The following is an 18,810-nucleotide window of genomic DNA, read 5'->3' on the forward strand; positions in this document are numbered from 1 at the left end:
GGGGCGGAAAGGGACGGCGTCGCGTTACTTGTTGCGGGGGTCGCCGAAGGGCTCGTCCACGACGTAGCGCCACTTGCCGGCGGGGTCGCGCCGCATGACGTCGGTGCCGATGCCCTCCAGGTGGTCCACGCCGCCGTCCTCGTTGGGGACGTCGAGGGTCCAGTCGGTGATGAGCAGGGCGGTGTCGGCCGTCACGTACGATTCGCGGATCTTCGCGTTCAGCACCGGCCGGATCGCGATGAACTGCTCGAGCGCGTCCTTACGGTCCTGCCCGCTGAGCGGATTTCCCGGCTCCCACACGGAGATGGCGTCCTCCGCGTAGAGCGCGTTCGTCGCGTCGAAGTCACCGGAATTGAAGGTGCGCACGAAGTTCTCGAGGTGCTCGGCCACCCCACCGGCGTGGACGGTCGTGTGCGTGGTCTCGGTCATGCGGGAAAACCTCCGGGAGCTGGGGCCTGTACGGATGTCGCGCGGCCTGCCGGCGGCGACCGCTGAGCACGTTATGCGCAGCACCGGAACCGCCCGCGAACCATCCGCGAACCGTCCGGTAATCCCCTGGTCGTGGCCTGCCCGAGACGGCGGGTTGCCCGGCCGTTACCGGCCGCTGAAGAGCCAGTGCGGAATCTCCCTAACATGACTGCCCGACACATGGATTGCACGCGACGGGCGAATTCGACAGCCGTGCGGACAACGGGGCCCGATGGGGTCAGAAATGAAGGGGCAGCCGATCGTGATGGCAGGCGAACGCGACTCCGTGGAAATCGACGAGCGGGTTGAAGAAATCGCTGTTGTCGGAATGTCCTGCCGACTCCCGAAGGCGAACAGCACCGCTGATTTCTGGGAGTTGCTGCGCAGCGGTTCCAGTGGTGTGACCGCGATTCCCGAAGGCCGCTGGGAAGGGCTGTCCGAGGCGGAACGGGCCGGCCGGCGGGGTGGGTTCATCGACGCGGTCGACGCGTTCGACGCCGCCTTCTTCGGTGTCTCGCCGCGGGAGGCCGCCACCATGGACCCGCAGCAGCGGCTGGTGCTCGAACTGGTATGGGAGGCGCTCGAGGACGCGGGCGTGCTGCCCGAGCGTCTCAGGGACAGCAGCACCGCGATGTTCGTCGGCTCGCTGCGCGACGACTACGCCGCCCTGCTGTACCAGCACGGTGCCGCGGCCGTCACCCAGCACACCATGACCGGTCTGAACCGGGGCGTGATCGCCAACCGGGTCTCGTACCACCTGGGTCTGCGCGGCCCCAGCCTGACCGTGGACGCCGCGCAGTCCTCTTCGCTGGTGGCCGTGCACCTGGCCTGCGAGAGTCTGCGGTCGGGCGAGTCGGAGACCGCGATCGCCGCGGGTGTGAACCTGAACATCCTCACCGAGAACGCCCTCACGGAGGAGCGGTTCGGCGCCCTGTCCCCCGACGGGCGCAGCTACACCTTCGACGCCCGCGCCAACGGCTTCGTGCCCGGTGAGGGCGGTGCCGTGCTGATCCTCAAGCCGCTGCGGAGGGCGCTCGCGGACGGCGACCGCGTGTACGGGGTCATCCGGGGCAGCGCCGTCAACAACGACGGCGCCACCCCCGGCCTGACGGTGCCGAGTGCCCACGCCCAGGAGCGGGTGCTGCGCGCGGCGTGGGAGCGGGCCGGCGTCACGGCCGGGGAGCTGCAGTACGTCGAACTGCACGGCACGGGCACGCCGGTGGGCGATCCGACCGAGGCCGCCGCTCTGGGCGCCGCGCTCGCCGCCGGAGGACGGGACGCCGCCGGGCGCGACGAGGCGGCGGGCGCCGGGGCGGAGAGCACCGGGGAGGTGGACGCCGGGCAGGTGGACGCCGATGCGGCGGTGCGGGTCGGATCGGTGAAGACCAACATCGGGCATCTCGAAGGCGCGGCGGGCATCGTCGGACTGCTCAAGGTGCTGCTGAGCATGCGGCACCGCCAGCTGCCGCCCTCCCTCAACTTCGAGTCGCCGCATCCGCTCATCCCCCTGGAGCGCCTCGGTCTCGCCGTGCAGCGGGAGCTGACCGGCTGGCCGCGGCCGGAGCGGCCGCTGGTCGCCGGTGTGAGCTCGTTCGGCATGGGCGGCACCAACTGCCATGTCGTCCTGGGCGAGTGGGCCGGCGCCGGTGAGGACACCGGGCCGGGCCGGGTGCGGGACGGCTCCGCGCACCCGGTGCTCCCCTGGGTGCTGTCGGGGCGCTCCCCGGCCGCGCTGCGCGCCCAGGCGCGGCAGCTGCGTACGTTCGCCGCGGCCGCCGACGCCGCCCGCCCGGCGGACGTCGGCTGGTCCCTGGCCGCGACGCGCACCGCGTTCGAGCACCGCGCCGTCGTCCTGGGCGCGGGCCGCGAGGAGCTGCTCGCGGGCCTGGACGCGCTGGCCGGGGGGACGCCCGCGGCCGGCGTGGTGTCCGGTGAGGCGCGGCCCGGGAAGCTGGGCCTGCTGTTCACCGGGCAGGGAGCGCAGCGCACCGGGATGGGCCGGGAGCTCTACGAGGCGTTCCCGGCGTTCCGGGAGGCCTTCGACGAGGTGTGCCGTCACCTCGACCCGCTCCTGGACGTGCCGCTGGGCGAGGTCATCGCCTCGGGCGAGGGGCTGGAGCGGACCGACCGCACCCAGCCGGCGCTGTTCGCGGTCGAGGTGGCGCTGTACCGGCTGGTGGAGTCGTTCGGCGTGCGGGCCGACGTCCTGGCCGGGCATTCGATCGGGGAGGTCGCGGCCGCCCATGTGGCCGGGGTGCTGTCGCTGCCCGACGCGGCGCGTCTGGTCGCGGCGCGCGGCCGGCTCATGGCGGCGCTGCCCGCCGGCGGCGCGATGGTCGCCGTCGAGGCGTCGCCGGAGGAGGTCGAGCCGCTCCTGGACGGACACCGGGAGCGGGTCGGCGTGGCCGCGGTGAACGGACCGCGCGCGGTGGTCGTGGCAGGTGAGGAGGAGGCCGTCCGCGCGGTCGCCGGCGAGGCGGCGCGGGAGGGCCGCAGGACGAAGCGGCTCGACGTCAGCCACCCCTTCCATTCGCCGCTGATGGAGCCCATGCGGGACGCGTTCCGGGAGGTGCTGCGCGAACTCACCTTCCGTGCCCCGAGCTTGACGGTGGTCTCCACCGTCACCGGCCGTCCGGTCACCGACGAGTGGTCCTCGCCGGAGTACTGGGTGGACCAGGTCCGCGAGCCGGTCCGCTTCCTCGACGCGGCCCGCGCCATGGAGGCCGAGGGGGTCACCACCTTCCTCGAACTCGGGCCGGACGGGGTCTGCTCGGCGATGGCGGCCGCCTCCGTGCTCGACCCGGGCGCGGTGAGCGCCGTGTCGCTGCTGCGGGCCGGCCGGGACGAGGTGCGCACCGCGCTCGCCGCGCTGTCGGCGGCGTACGTCCGCGGTACGGCGGTGGACTGGCCGGCGGTGTACGACGCGGCCGGCGGGGGCGGGCGCACGCACCTGCCCACCTATCCGTTCCAGCGTGAGCGGCACTGGATCGACCACACCCTGCGCGGCGTCCCGGCGGCGCTCGCGTCCGGTGCGGCCGACCGCGACGGCGCCGCGCCGCGCGCGGCCGGTGCGCCCGCTCCGGCCGGCGGGTCCGGCCTCGACGTCGACGACCTGGTGGCGGCCCACGTGGCCGCGGTCCTGGAGTACGCGCCGGGCCGCCGGGTCGACTTCCGGGCCGCGTTCAAGGACCTGGGCTTCGACTCCCTGATGGCCGTGGAACTGCGGGACGCCCTCGGTGCGGCGACGGGCCTCTCGCTCTCCAGCGGTCTGCTGTTCGACCATCCGACGCCCGCCGCGCTCGTCGACCACCTGCGCGCGCGGCTGGCGGAGTCCGGGCCGGCGGCGCGGGCGGAGGACGTGAGCGTCACGGCGTCGGACGAGCCCGTCGCGATCATCGGGATGGCCGCCCGCTACCCGGGCGGGGTGTTCTCGCCCGAGGACCTGTGGCGGCTGGTGAGCGAGGGCCGTGACGCGATATCCGGCTTCCCCACGGACCGGGGCTGGGACACCGACCTGTACGACGGCGATCCCGAGCGCTCGGGCAAGAGCGCCGTGCGCGAGGGCGGATTCCTGCACGAGGCCGCGGAGTTCGACGCGGACTTCTTCGGCATCTCGCCGCGCGAGGCGCTGTCGATGGACCCGCAGCAGCGGCTGCTGCTCGAGACCGCGTGGGAGGCGGTGGAGCGGGCCGGCATCGACCCGCGGTCGCTGGGCGGCAGCCGTACGGGCGTGTTCGTCGGCGCGACGGCCGGCGACTACGGGCCGCGCATGGCCGACGCTCCGCAGAGCGTCGAGGGCCACGTGCTGACCGGCACCACGCCCAGTGTGATGTCCGGGCGGATCGCCTACCAGCTGGCGCTGACCGGCCCCGCGGTCACGGTCGACACCGCCTGCTCCTCCTCGCTGGTCGCCCTGCACATGGCGGTGCGTTCGCTGCGGTCCGGCGAGTCGACGCTGGCGCTGGCCGGCGGGGCGAGCGTGATGTCGGCGCCGGGCATGTTCGTGGAGTTCTCGCGGCAGCGCGGCCTCGCGGCCGACGGCCGCAGCAAAGCGTTCTCGGCCGACGCGGACGGCACCTCGTGGGCGGAGGGCGTCGGCCTGGTGCTGGTGGAGCGGCTGTCGGACGCGGTGCGCAACGGGCACCGGGTGCTGGCGGTGATCCGTGGCACGGCCGTCAACCAGGACGGCGCCTCCAACGGTCTCACCGCCCCCAACGGCCCCTCCCAGCAGCGTGTCATCCGGCAGGCGCTGGCCGACGCCGGCCTGTCCGCGACCGAGGTCGACGCGGTGGAGGCGCACGGGACCGGCACGCGTCTGGGAGACCCGATCGAGGCCGAGGCCATCCTCGCCACGTACGGGCGGGACCGGGAGGAGCCGCTCTACCTGGGCTCGTTGAAGTCCAACATCGGACACACCCAGGCCGCCGCGGGCATCGGCGGCGTGATGAAGATGGTGCAGGCCATGCGCCACGGGGTGCTGCCGCGGACGCTTCACGCCGAGGTCCCCACCCCGCACGTGGACTGGAGCTCGGGCGCGGTGCGGCTGCTCGACCGGGAGCGGCCGTGGCCCGAGACGGGCCGGCCCCGTCGTGCGGCGGTGTCGTCCTTCGGCATCAGCGGCACCAACGCGCACGTGGTCATCGAGCAGGCCGGGCCCACCGGTCCGGACGAGCCGCTCCGGCCCGCGCTGCCGACGGCGTCCTCGACGGCGGCGGTGGACGCGAAGGACGTGACGGACACGGCCGGGACGACGGCCACGGCGGACGTGACGGACACGGCCGGGACGACGGCCACGGCGGACGTGACGGACACGTCGCTGGGCACCCCCGTGCCGTGGGTGGTGTCCGCGCCCGACGAGGACGCCCTGCGCGCCCAGGCGGCCCGGCTGCGCGCGTTCGCCGCGGAGACGGGCGAGGCGGAACCGGCGGACGTCGGCCGCGCCCTCACCCACCGGACGCGGTTCGAGCGCCGCGCGGTGGTCGTCGGCCGGGGCATGGACGACTTCCTGGCCGGCCTCGACGCCCTCGCCTCGCACCGGCTCGCGCCGCAGGTGGTGACCGGCGACGCGTCCGCGGCGGGCAGGTCCGCGTTCGTGTTCACCGGCCAGGGCGCCCAGCGCCTGGGCATGGGCCGTGAGCTGTACCGCGCGTACCCGGTGTTCGCGGACGCGCTGGACCGGGTGTTCGCGGCGCTGGACGCGCACCTCGAACGCCCGCTGCGCGAGATCGTGTTCGCCGAGGACGGCACCGACGAGGCCGACCTGCTGCACGAGACCCGGTACACCCAGCCGGCGCTGTTCGCCCTGGAGGTGGCGCTGTACCGGCTCGTCGAGCACCACGGCCTCGTCCCCGACCTGCTGGCCGGGCACTCGGTCGGCGAGCTCGCCGCCGCACACGTCGCCGGTGTGCTGTCGCTGTCGGACGCCGCCGCGCTCGTCGCCGCCCGGGGCCGCCTGATGCAGGCGGCGCGCACCGGTGGGGCGATGATCGCGATCGAGGGCACGGAGGAGGAGATCGCCGGGTCGCTGGCGCCGTACGAGGGCCGGGTCACGCTCGCCGCCGTCAACGGTCCGCGCGCGGTGGTCGTCTCCGGCGACGAGGACGCCGCCGAGGAGGTGGCGTCGCTGTGGCGGGAGCGGGGTCACAAGACGCGACGGCTGCAGGTCAGCCACGCCTTCCACTCGCCGCACATGGACGGGGCGGTGGCCGCGTTCCGCGAGGTCGCCGAGAACCTGACGTTCGCTCCGCCCGTCATCCCGCTGGTGTCGTCCGTCACCGGCGAGCTCGCCGCCGACCGGGAGCTGACCTCGCCCGACTACTGGGCGCAGCAGATCCGGCAGACCGTCCGCTTCGCCGACGCGGTGCGCTGCCTGCGGGAGCGCGGGGCGACCGTCTTCGTCGAGGTGGGTCCCGACGCCGTGCTCACCCCGCTGGTGGCCGGTGCCCTGGACGGGGCGGCCACCGCCGTACCGCTGCTGCGGGCCGGGCGCGCCGAGCCCGACGCGTACCTCACCGGTGTCGCCGGCGCCCATGCCGCGGGTGCCGAGGTGGACTGGGCGGCGTTCTTCCCGGGCGCCGGCCGGCCGGTGGACCTGCCGACGTACGCGTTCCGGCGCCGTCGTTTCTGGCTGGCCCCGGAGCCGAGGACCGACGCCCGGAGCCTCGGCCTCTCCCCGCTCGGGCACCCGCTGCTGACCTCGGTCGTGGAGGTCGCCGAGCGGGAGGAGACGGTGTTCACCGGCCTGCTGTCGCTGCCGGCCCATCCGTGGCTGGCCGACCACGCCATCGAGGGCACCGTGCTGTTCCCCGCCACCGGTTTCGTGGAGCTGGCGGTCGCCGCGGGCGACCACCTCGGTGCCGGAGGCATCGAGGAACTCACCGTGGAGGCACCGCTCCCGCTGGCCGAGGACCGGGCCAGGCGCGTCCAGGTCGTGCTCGGCGCCACGGACCCGGCCGGCCGTACCACCTTCTCCGTCCACTCCCGGCCGGACGCCGGGGACGAGGGCGCCGGGTGGGTCCGGCACGCCTCCGGGACGCTCACCGCCTCCCCCGTCGAGGCCGCGGCCGTGGACGGCGCGCCCACCGCGTGGCCGCCGTCGGGCGCGGTCCCGCTGCCGACCGAGGGCGTGTACGAGCGGCTGGACGCGCTGGGTTACGGGTACGGGCCCGCGTTCCGGGCGGTGACCGCGCTGTGGCGGGACGGCGACGACGTGCTCGCCGAGGTCCGGCTCGACGGCGAACACCACGAGGCCGCCGCCCGGTTCCTCCTGCATCCCGCGCTCCTGGACGCCGTCCTGCATCCGCTCGTCCTCGACGCCGCCACCGGCGACGGCGAGGCCGCGGGGTCCGCGGACGCCATCCTGCTGCCGTTCTCCTTCCACTCGGCCGCCGTGCACGCCACGGCCGCCACGATGCTGCGCGCCCGCATCCGCCCGCTCGGCCCGGGCACGTACGCGCTGACCGCGAGCGACGCCTCGGGGGCGCCGGTGGCGAGCGTGGCGGAGCTGGTGCTCCGTCCGGCTCCCAAGGAGAAGCTGCGCCGGACCGACGACACCGGCGCCCACGGGCTGTTCCACGTGACGTGGCCCGAGGTCGCCGTGCCCGAGGCCGCGGCGTTACGGCTCGCCCCGGCGAGCCTGGACGCGCCGGTCCCGGCCGGCGACCACGACGTCGCCGTCGTCACGATCGGCGACGGCGACGGCGAGCGCGCGGACGGCGGGGCCGGTGGACCGGAGACCGCCCATGCCGTGGCGCGGCAGGCGCTGGAGCTCGTCCAGCGGTGGCTGTCCGACGACGAGCGGCCGGCCGACTCCCGGCTGGCGGTCGTCACCCGGGGCGCCGTCTCGGTGCTCGGCGGCGACGTGACGGACCTGGCGGCCGCACCGGTGTGGGGCCTCGTCCGGTCCGTGCAGAGCGAACACCCGGGCCGCATCGTGCTGATCGACGTCGACGACCCGGACCACGCGCCCGGTCTGCTGCCCGCCGCGCTCGCCACCGGCGAGCCGCAGCTCGCCGTACGGAGCGGAAAGCTGCGCGTACCGCGGCTGGCCCGCACGAGGACGGCGGAGCGAGTGGACACCGAAGCCGCCGAGAACGCCCAGTCCGCCCAGGCCGCCGAGAACGCCCAGTCCGCCCAGGCCGCCCAGGCCGCCGAGAACGCCCGGGCCGCCGAAGCCACAGAAGCCACGGAAGCCACCGAAGCCACCGAAGCCACCGGCGGTACCGGCGGTGGACCGGCCGCCCCCCGCTGGGACCCCGAGGGCACCGTGCTGATCACCGGCGGGACCGGAGGCCTCGGCGGGCTGTTCGCCCGGCACCTGGTCACCGAGCACGGCGTGCGCCGTCTGCTCCTGGTCAGCCGGCGCGGCGCCGCCGCCGACGGGGCGCGGGAACTGGTGGCGGAGCTCGCCGGACTCGGCGCGGACGTCACCGTGGCGGCCGCCGACGCCGCCGACCGCGCCGCCCTGGCGGCCGTACTCGACGGCGTCCCCGCGGCGCATCCGCTGACCGCCGTCGTGCACACGGCCGGTGTCCTCGACGACGCGACCGTCGAGTCGCTCGACGCCGCCCGCCTCGACGCGGTGCTGCGTCCCAAGGCGGACGCCGCCTGGAACCTGCACGAGCTGACGCGTGACGCCGGCCTCGCCGCGTTCGTCCTGTTCTCCTCCGTCTCCGGCCTCACCGGCTCGGCCGGGCAGGCCAACTACGCCGCCGCCAACACCTACCTCGACGCGCTCGCCGCCCACCGCGCCGCGGCCGGGCTGCCCGCCACCTCCCTGGCCTGGGGGCTGTGGGACGGCACGCACGGCATGGGCGCCACGCTCGACGAGGCCGGACGCGCCCGCTGGACCCGCTCCGGCTCCGTGCCGCTGACCCCGGCGCAGGGTCTCGCGCTGTTCGACGCCGCCCTGGCCACCGACGGGGAGCCGCTGCTGGTGCCGACGGCCCTGGACCTGAGCCGCTACCGCACCCTGCCCGACGAGCCCCCAGCCCTGCTGCGCGGGCTGCTGCCGCCGAGGACCCGGCGGGCCGCGTCCGGCGGCCCCCGGACGTCGAGCGGTCCGTCGTGGGCGGAGTCCGTCGCGTCGCTCGCCGAAGAGGCCCGGCAGGCGGCCGCCGTGGACCTGGTCCGGGACGTCCTCGCCTCGGTCCTCGGCCACACCGACGCCGGCGCCATCGCCCCCGGCCGGGCCTTCAAGGAACTGGGCCTGGACTCGCTGGGCGGCGTGGAGCTGCGCAACCGGCTCGCCGCCCGCAGCGGGCTCAGGCTGCCCGCCACGGCCGTCTTCGACCACCCCTCCGCCACGGCGCTCGGCGCCTTCCTGTACCGGCAGGTCTCGGGCACCCCCGCGGCCACGGCCCCGGCGCCGGTGGCCCGCGCGGCCGCCGACGAACCGATCGCGATCGTGGGCATGGCCTGCCGGTTCCCCGGCGGGGTGGCCACCCCCGAGGACCTGTGGCGGCTGGTCGCCGACGGAGTCGACGCGATCAGCGAGTTCCCCGCTAACCGCGGCTGGGACCTGGAGAACCTGTACGACCCCGATCCCGAGCGGCCGGGCACCTCGTACACCCGGCACGGCGGATTCCTGCACGACGCCGACGAGTTCGACGCCGCCTTCTTCGGCATGTCGCCGCGTGAGGCGACGGCGACGGACCCGCAGCAGCGGCTGCTTCTGGAGACCGCCTGGCAGACCCTGGAGAGCGCGGGCATCGACCCGGCCACGCTCAGGGGCAGCCGTACCGGCGTGTTCACCGGTGCCATGTACGACGACTACGCCTCACGACTGGCGAAGGCGCCCCAGGAGTTCGAGGGATTCCTGCTGGCGGGCAACCTGTCCAGCGTCGTCTCGGGCCGCCTCGCCTACACGTACGGCCTGGAGGGCCCGGCGGTCACGGTCGACACCGCGTGCTCGTCGTCGCTCGTCTCCCTGCACCTCGCGGCCGGCTCCCTGCGACAGGGCGAGTGCGATCTGGCGCTGGCCGGCGGCGTGACCGTCATGTCGGGGCCGGGGACCTTCGTGGAGTTCTCCCGCCAGCGCGGCCTCGCCGCCGACGGGCGCTGCCGCTCGTTCGCGGCGTCGGCGGCGGGCACCGCCTGGTCGGAGGGCGCCGGCCTGCTGCTCCTGGAGCGGCTGTCCGACGCCCGGCGCAACGGCCACCGCGTCCTCGCCGTGGTGCGCGGCTCCGCCGTCAACCAGGACGGCGCCAGCAACGGGCTGACGGCTCCCAACGGGCCCTCGCAGGAACGCGTCATCCAGCAGGCGCTGGCCGGCGCCGGCCTGTCGCCCGCCGACGTGGACGCCGTCGAGGCGCACGGCACGGGTACGCCGCTGGGCGACCCGATCGAGGCCCAGGCGCTGCTCGCCACGTACGGGCAGGGCCGCGCGAAGGACCGCCCGCTGTGGATCGGCTCGCTGAAGTCCAACATCGGTCACGCGCAGGCGGCGGCCGGTGTGGGCGGTGTGATCAAGATGATCGAGGCGATGCGGCACGGCGTACTGCCCAGGACGCTCCATGTCGACGAGCCGACCCCGCATGTGGACTGGACGGCCGGCGACGTCGAGCTGCTCACCGAGCAGCGCCCGTGGCCCGAGACGGCCGGCCGGCCCCGCCGGGCGGGGGTGTCCTCGTTCGGCATCAGCGGCACCAACGCCCACGTGATCATCGAGCAGCCCCCGGCGGAACCGGCCCTGACCGAGGCGATCCCGACGGGACGGACCCTGACCGCGGCGATCCCGACGGGACAGACCCCCACCGCGGCGATCGAGACGGGACAGACCCCCACCGAAGCGAACCCGACCGAAGCGACTCCGACCGAAGCGACCGCGGCCGGGCCGGTCACGACCGAGCCGACCCCGACGGAACAGGGCGCCGCGTCCGACGGCCCCGCGTCCGACGGCGTCCCGTCCGACGCCCCCGCGTCCGACGGCCGCGCCGACCACGCCCCGTCCGGCGGCGCGGTGCCGTGGGTGGTGTCGGCGCGGGACGAGGAGTCCCTGCGCGCCCAGGCCGCCCGGCTGCACACGTACCTGACCGAGCGTCCCGCCCTCGACCCCGCCGACGTCGCCCTGTCGCTGGTCACGAGCCGGGGGCTGCTGGACCAGCGGGCCGCGGTCGTCGGCTCCGGCCGGGCCGGGCTGCTGGACGGGCTGCGGGCGCTGGCCGACGGCGGCACGTCGCCGGCCGTGGTGCGGGCCGCCGGTTCACCGGCGGGCAGGACGGCGTTCCTGCTGACCGGGCAGGGCAGCCAGCGCCTGGGGGCCGGCCGTGAACTGCACGCCGCCTCCCCGGTGTTCGCCGCGGCGTTCGACGCGGTGTGCGCACACCTGGATCCGCTGCTCGACCGGCCGCTGAAGGAGGTGCTGTTCGCGGCGCCGGAGTCCGCCGACGCGGACCTGATCCACCGGACCGGCTACACCCAGGCCTCGCTGTTCGCGCTCGAGGTCGCGCTGTTCCGGCTCCTGGAGCACCACGGTCTCACCCCCGACTACCTGCTCGGCCACTCGATCGGCGAGGTCACGGCGGCGCACCTGGCCGGCGTCCTGTCTCTGGCGGAGGCATGTGTCCTGGTCGCCACGCGTGGACGGCTGATGCAGTCCGCGCGACCCGGCGGCGCGATGGCCGCGATCCGGGCGGGCGAGCAGGAGGTACGCGAGTCCCTGGCAGGCCGCGGCGAGACGGTCGTGATCGCGGCCCTCAACGGGCCGGAGTCCACGGTCGTCTCGGGCGACGAGGACGCCGTCGACCAGGTCGCCGCCCTGTGGCGCGAGCGTGGCCGCAAGACGCGACGGCTGCCGGTCAGCCACGCGTTCCACTCGCCCCGCATGGACGAGGTCCTGGACGAGTTCCGGCGTACCGTCGCCGGTCTCACCTTCCACGCGCCGCGCATTCCGGTCGTCTCCAACGTGACCGGCACGCTCGCCACCGAGGAGCAGCTCCGCTCGCCGGACTACTGGGCCCGTCACATCCGTGAGGCGGTCCGCTTCCACGACGGTGTGGCGTTCCTGGAGGCGGAGGGCGTGACCGACTTCGTCGAGCTCGGCCCGGACGGCGTGCTCACCGCACTGGTCCAGGAGTGCCTGGCCGAGGAGCCGGGCGCCGTCGCACCGCTGCTGCGCGGCGGCCGCCCGGAGTCCGAGACGGTGATGTCGGCGATGACGCTGCTGCACCTGCGGGGCGGCGCGCTGGACTGGGGAGCGTTCTTCGCGGGTTCGTCCGCGCGACGGGTGGACCTTCCCCCGTACGCGTTCCAGCGCACCCGCTACTGGCTCGATGCCGCCCCCAGCACCGCCGGGGACGCCTCCGGGCTGGGTCTGACGGCCACCGACCACCCCCTGCTCGGCGCCGCCGTCGGCGTCGCCGGACGTGACGAGACCGTCTTCACCGGACGCCTCTCGCTGCGCACCCACCCCTGGCTCACCGACCACCGCCTCCACGACACCGCGCTCCTCCCCGGCACCGCCTTCGTCGAACTCGCCCTGCGCGCCGGCGACCAGGTCGGCTGCCACCGGGTCGACGAACTCACCCTGGCCGCACCCCTCGTCATCCCCGACCACGGCGACACGCTCATTCAGGTGGTGGTGGAGGGCGCCGACGAGAACGGTTCGCGCCGCTTCACGCTGCATGCCCGTCCCGCCGGTGGCGACGACGAGGGCGACTGGGTGCTGCACGCCACCGGTTCGCTGACGGCGGCCGCGGAGGACGCCCCCGCGGTGGCCGACGGGGATCTCTCCGTGTGGCCCGCGGCCGGCGCCGAGGAAGCGGACCTGGAAAACGTCTACGAGCGGCTCCTCGCCCACGGCTACGGCTACGGCCCCGCCTTCCAGGGCCTGCACCGCGTCTGGCACGACGACCACACGATCTACGCCGAAGTCACCCTGCCCGACACCGAACACGCCCAGGCCGACACCTTCCTCCTCCACCCCGCCCTCCTCGACGCCGGCCTCCACTCCCTCCTCCCCGACGTCACCACCACCGACCGACCCGCACTCCTCCCCTTCTCCTGGTCCGGCGTCACCCTCCACGCCACCGGCGCCACCCACCTCCGCATCCGCCTCACCACCACCACACAAGAATCCGTCCGCCTCGACATCACCGACCCCACCGGACAACCCGTCGCCACCGTCGAACGCCTCGACCTGCGCCCCCTCACCAAGGCGACCGTGCCTCAGGCGGACGACGTGGTGCGTGACGCGCTGTTCCGGGTGGAGTGGGTGCCCGCTCCGGTGGACGGCGCCGCGGCCGGCGCGGGTGCGTGGGCCGTGCTCGGCACCGCGGAGGCGGCGGGCACCCTGGGCGTCACGGCCCCCGTCTTCGCCGACCTGGCCGCCCTGGCGCAGGCCGTCGACCAGGGCCGTGCCATGCCGCGCGACGTCCTCGTACCGCTGACCGACGTGACCGGCTCGGGCGCGGGTCCCGACGCGGGCGAGGAGCTGCCGGCACGGGCACAGGCGGCGCTCCAGGACACCCTGCGGCTGGCGCGGGAGTGGCTCGCCGAGGACCGGTTCACCGGGTCGCGTCTGGTCGTGGTCACCCGCCGCGCCGTCGCGGTGGACTCCCCCGACGTGACCGACCTCGTGCACGCCGGCGTGTGGGGACTGCTGCGCTCCGCCGCGACCGAGAACCCCGGCCGCTTCCTCGTCGTCGACACCGACCGGCTGCCCCTCGGCGACGGCCTGCCCGCCCTCGTGGCGGGTCTGGACGAGTCGCAGGCCGCGGTGCGCGACGGCCGGGTCCTCGTCCCCCGCCTCGCCCGCGCTGCCGCGGGGGCCGAGGCGGAGGACGTCGACTGGAGCCGCGGCACCGTTCTGATCACCGGCGCCACCGGCGCCCTCGGCACGCTGCTGGCCCGCCACCTCGTCACCCGGCACGGCGCCCGACGGCTCCTCCTGCTCAGCCGCCGCGGCCCCGAAGCTCCCGGCGCCGCCGAACTCCAGGCGGAGCTCGCCGGACTCGGCGCGCACGCCGACGTCGTCGCCTGCGACGCCGCGGACCGGGCCGCTCTGGCCCGCGTGGTGGCGGACGTGCCCGAGGCGCATCCGCTGACCGCGGTCGTCCACACCGCCGGCATCACCGACGACGGCGTCCTCGCGGCCATGCCGGCCGAGCAGCTGGCGCGAGTGCTGCGGCCGAAGGTGGACGCCGCGTGGTACCTGCACGAGCTCACCCGCGACCTCGGTCTGGACGCCTTCGTGCTGTACTCGTCGATCGCGGGGCTCCTGGGCACGGCCGGCCAGGCCAACTACGCGGCCGGCAACACCTTCCTCGACGCCCTCGCCGAACACCGCAAGGGCCTCGGCCTCCCCGGCGTCTCGCTGGGCTGGGGCCTGTGGGCGCAGAGCAGCGACCTGAGCGGTCATCTGGACGACGTGGACCTCAAGCGCATGGCGCGCTCGGGTCTGGTCCCACTGTCCAACGACGACGGCATGGCCCTGTTCGACGGTTCGTTCGCCACCGGCGACGCCGTCCTCGCGGCGAGCCGGCTCGACACGGCGGCGCTGCGCCGGCAGACCGCCGAGCCGCAGCCGCTGCTGCGGGGCCTGGTGCCCGTCACCCGCCGCCGCACCGCCGCGGTGGCCGAGACCGCGGCGAGCGGTCCCTCGCTGGTACGGCGGCTGGCGGGCCTGTCCCGCGAGGAGCAGCAGCAGGCCCTCACGGACCTGGTGCGGGCCCAGGTGTCCGACGTCCTCGGACACTCCGGCGGCAACGGCGTCGCGGCGGCGCGGGCGTTCAAGGACCTGGGCTTCGACTCGCTGACCGCCGTGGAACTGCGCAACCAGCTGCACGCCGCGACCGGGCTGCGGCTGCCCGCGACCCTGATCTACGACCACCCGACCCCGGCCGCCCTGGCGGGCCATCTGCTGGACCAGCTCGCGGACGAGCTGTCGCCGGCCGGGCCGCTGCTCGCCGAACTCGGCCGGCTCAGGTCGGTGATCGGCGGCGCCGGCCTGGACGACTCCGCGCAGGCGGAGGTCGTCGCGGCCCTGCGGGAGCTGCTGTCCGCGGCCGGCGCGGAGCCCGGCCCGGTACCCGGCGAGCGGGATGCCGGGGCCGACGACCGCGACCTCGACGCCGCCAGCGACGAGGAGCTGTTCGCGCTCCTCGACGACCTCGACTGACCCGCGGCCCGGCCGCGGCCGGACCCACACGCACACGCACACCCATTCGTAAGACGCACGTACTCGCCGGAAGCGCGGGTGCGTCACCCCGGGAGCTGAAGACACGTGGCCGATGAGAAGGAACTCCGCGATTACCTGAAGCGTGCCATCGCCGACGCACGCGACGCGCGCCGGAAGTTGCGCGACATCGAGGAGCAGTCGCGCGAGCCGATCGCGATCGTGGGCATGGCCTGCCGGTTCCCCGGCGGGGTGGCCTCGCCCGAGGGGCTGTGGCGGCTGGTCGCCGACGGCGTGGACGCGATCGGCGAGTTCCCCGACAACCGTGGCTGGGACCTGGAGAACCTGTACGACCCCGATCCCGAGCAGGTGGGCAAGTCCTACACCCGCAGCGGCGGTTTCCTGACCGACGCCGACCAGTTCGATCCCGCCTTCTTCGGGATGTCGCCGCGCGAGGCACTGGCCGCCGATCCGCAGCAGCGCCTCCTGCTGGAGACGGCCTGGGAGGCGATGGAGGACGCGGGGCTCGACCCCACCGCGTACCGGGGCAGCCGCACGGGTGTGTTCTCCGGCCTCATGTACACCGACTACGCGACCCGGCCCGGTCTGCCGATGGAGGGCGTGGAGGGTTATCTGTACAGCGGCAGCGCGGGCAGCATCGCGGTCGGGCGAGTGGCGTACACCTTCGGCTTCGAGGGGCCCGCGGTCAGCGTGGACACGGCCTGCTCGTCGTCGCTGGTCGCGATCCACCAGGCGGTGGCCGCGCTGCGGGCGGGCGAGTGCGACCTGGCGCTGGCCGGTGGCGTCGCGGTGATGTCGACGCCGGTCGCGTTCGTGGAGATCTCCGCGCTGCGGGGCCTGTCGGCGGACGGCCGCTGCAAGGCGTTCGGCGCCGGCGCGGACGGTACGGGCTGGTCGGAGGGCGTCGGTCTGCTCCTCGTGGAGCGCCTCTCGGACGCACGCCGCAACGGACACCGCGTCCTCGCGGTCCTGCGAGGATCCGCCATCAACCAGGACGGCGCCTCCAACGGCCTCACCGCACCCAGCGGCCCCGCCCAGGAACGCGTCATCCAGCAGGCCCTCGCCAACGCCGGCCTCACCACGGACGACATCGACGCCGTCGAAGCACACGGCACCGGCACCCGCCTCGGCGACCCCATCGAAGCCCAGGCACTCCTCGCCACCTACGGCCGCAAGCGCGGCACTCCGCACCCGCTCTACCTCGGCTCGCTGAAGTCGAACATCGGGCACACCCAGGCCGCCGCCGGCGTCGGCGGGGTCATCAAGATGGTGCAGGCCATGCGCCACGGCGTCCTGCCCCGCACCCTCCACGTCGACGAACCCACCCCCATCGTCGACTGGGACTCCGGCGCCGTCGAGCTGCTCACCGAGCAGCGGCCCTGGCCCACCCTGGAGGACCGCCCGCGCCGGGCGGCCGTCTCCTCCTTCGGCATGGGCGGCACCAACGCCCACGTCATCATCGAGCAGGCCGAGGAGACCGGCCCGGACGCCGAGCGGGCCGCCGGGCCGGACGCGGTCACCGACGCCGGGCCGAGCACGGTCGCGGACGCCGCCACCGCCCCCGAGCCGGGCACGCTCACGGGCGCCGACGCCGACGTCGACGCCGGTTTCGGTGCCGGCGCCGACACCCTTCGGGCGGCGATGCCGTTCGTGCTGTCCGCCAGGTCCGGCCCGGCGCTGGCCGGTCAGGCCGAGCGGCTGGCGGAGCACATCGAGCGGAATCCCGACGTCGGCCTCGACGACATCGCCTACTCGCTCACCGGCCGGACCGAGTTCGAGGAGCGGGCCGTGATCGTCGCCCGCGCCGAGGACGAACGCGAGACGGTGGTGGAAAGGCTGCGGGCCCTGAGCGAGGGGCGCGACGCCCGGGGGGTGTCGCGCGGCAGCGCCACGCCGCGGTCGAAGACCGTCTTCGTCTTCCCCGGACAGGGCTCGCAGTGGGCCGGCATGGCCGTCGAACTCCTCGACGGCTCGCCCGTGTTCGCCGCCCGGTTCGCCGAGTGCGCGGCCGCCGTCGAGGCGCACGTCGACTGGTCGGTCGAGGCCGTGCTCCGCGGCCGGGAGGGCGCGCCGTCGATCGACCTCATCGAGGTGGTCCAGCCCGTGCTCTTCGCGGTGCACGTGGCACTCGCCGAGCTGTGGCGCTCGCACGGGGTCACGCCCGACGCCGTGGTCGGGCACTCCCAGGGCGAGATCGCCGCGGCGTGCGTCAGCGGCGCGCTCACGCTGGACGACGCGGCCCGCATCGTGGTCGTGCGCTCGCAGCTGTTCGCCGACGAGCTCCTGGGCAAGGGCGGCGTGGCGTCCGTCGCGCTCTCGCCCGCCGACATCGAGCCCTGGCTCCGGCCGTACGGCGAGCTGCTGTCGATCGCGGGCGTCAACAGCCCGAGTCTGGTCACGGTCGCCGGTGACAGGGACGCGCTGGAGCGGCTGGTGGCCGCGCTGGTGGAGAAGGACGTACGCGCCCGCATGATCCCGGCGTCCGTCGCCTCGCACTGCGCCCAGGTCGAGCCGCTGCGCGAGCGGTTGCTGGAGCTGCTGTCGTTCGTCCGGCCGCGGACCGGTGACGTGCCGGTGTACTCCACGGTCACCGGGGAGACGCTGCGGGGGCCGGAGCTGACGGCCGAGTACTGGTACGAGAACTGCCGTCGGCCGGTCTCCTTCGAGCCGGTCGTGCGGTCGCTGCTCGCCGACGGCTTCGACGTGTTCGTCGAGTCCAGTGCCCACCCGGTGCTGACCTTCGGCCTGTCGCAGACCGTCGAGGCGGCGGGTGCGGACGCGACCGTGGTCGGGACGCTGCGCCGCAACCGCGGTGGCCTGGAGCAGTTCCGGAGCGCGCTGGGCGAGGCGTACGTGGGGGGTGTGCCCGTCGGCTGGCGGGCGTTGTTCGTGGGTTCGTCCGCGCGACGGGTGGACCTTCCGCCGTACGCGTTCCAGCGCACCCGCTACTGGCTGGACGCCGCCCCCAGCACCGCCGGGGACGCCTCCGGACTGGGCCTGATGGCCACCGACCACCCCCTGCTCGGCGCCGCCGTCGGCGTCGCCGGACGCGACGAGACCGTCTTCACCGGACGCCTCTCGCTGCGCACCCACCCCTGGCTCACCGACCACCGCCTCCACGACACCGCGCTCCTCCCCGGCACCGCCTTCGTCGAACTCGCCCTGCGGGCCGGGGACCAGGTCGGCTGCCACCGGGTCGACGAACTCACCCTGGCCGCACCCCTCGTCATCCCCGACCACGGCGACATCCGCATCCAGATCGTCATCGGCGGCGTCGACGACTCCGGCCGGCGCGGGATCGCGGTGTACTCGCGGCCCGGCGGTGAGGCGGAGAGCGAGGAGCCGTGGGTGCTGCACGCCGACGGTCTGCTCGCGCAGGACGAGGACGTCCGCCCGACGGCGGACGCGGACCTGTCGGTCTGGCCGCCCGAGGGGGCCGAGGAGGCGGACCTGGAGGACGTCTACGAGCGGCTCCTCGCCCACGGCTACGGCTACGGCCCCGCCTTCCAGGGCCTGCACCGCGTCTGGCACGACGACCACACGATCTACGCCGAAGTCACCCTCCCCGACACCGAACACGCCCAGGCCGACACCTTCCTCCTCCACCCCGCACTCCTCGACGCCGGCCTCCACTCCCTCCTCCCCGACGTCACCACCACCGACCGACCCGCACTCCTCCCCTTCTCCTGGTCCGGCGTCACCCTCCA

Annotated in this window: 2 protein-coding genes and 1 pseudogene; 2 read left to right on the plus strand and 1 reads right to left on the minus strand. The window is 75.0% G+C overall.

Annotation, left to right across the window (positions count from 1 at the left end):
- Positions 1 to 24 precede the first annotated feature (24 nt).
- Entirely contained in the window at positions 25 to 429 is a 405-nt protein-coding gene (locus ACIGXE_RS34235; protein ID WP_399753765.1) for a YybH family protein, read from the minus strand.
- 304 nt (positions 430 to 733) lie between these two features.
- Between ACIGXE_RS34235 and ACIGXE_RS34240 the strand changes: the two genes are divergently transcribed.
- Both ACIGXE_RS34240 and ACIGXE_RS34245 read left to right on the plus strand, forming a co-directional pair.
- On the plus strand, positions 734 to 15,085 hold the full coding sequence (locus tag ACIGXE_RS34240) for an SDR family NAD(P)-dependent oxidoreductase (RefSeq protein WP_399753768.1): 14,352 nt from the start codon (positions 734 to 736) through the stop codon (positions 15,083 to 15,085).
- Between the two features lie 129 nt (positions 15,086 to 15,214).
- Positions 15,215 to 18,810: pseudogene (locus ACIGXE_RS34245) on the plus strand (type I polyketide synthase); the annotation flags it as partial.

Origin of the sequence: Streptomyces sp. NPDC053431, assembly GCF_044544925.1 — a bacterium.
Taxonomy (GTDB): domain Bacteria; phylum Actinomycetota; class Actinomycetes; order Streptomycetales; family Streptomycetaceae; genus Streptomyces.

Bases quoted from the DNA above. Each gene is read 5' to 3' on its own strand.
- ACIGXE_RS34235 (WP_399753765.1), bottom strand. From the start codon at position 429: ATGACCGAGACCACGCACACGACCGTCCACGCCGGTGGGGTGGCCGAG.
- ACIGXE_RS34240 (WP_399753768.1), top strand. From the start codon at position 734: ATGGCAGGCGAACGCGACTCCGTGGAAATCGACGAGCGGGTTGAAGAA.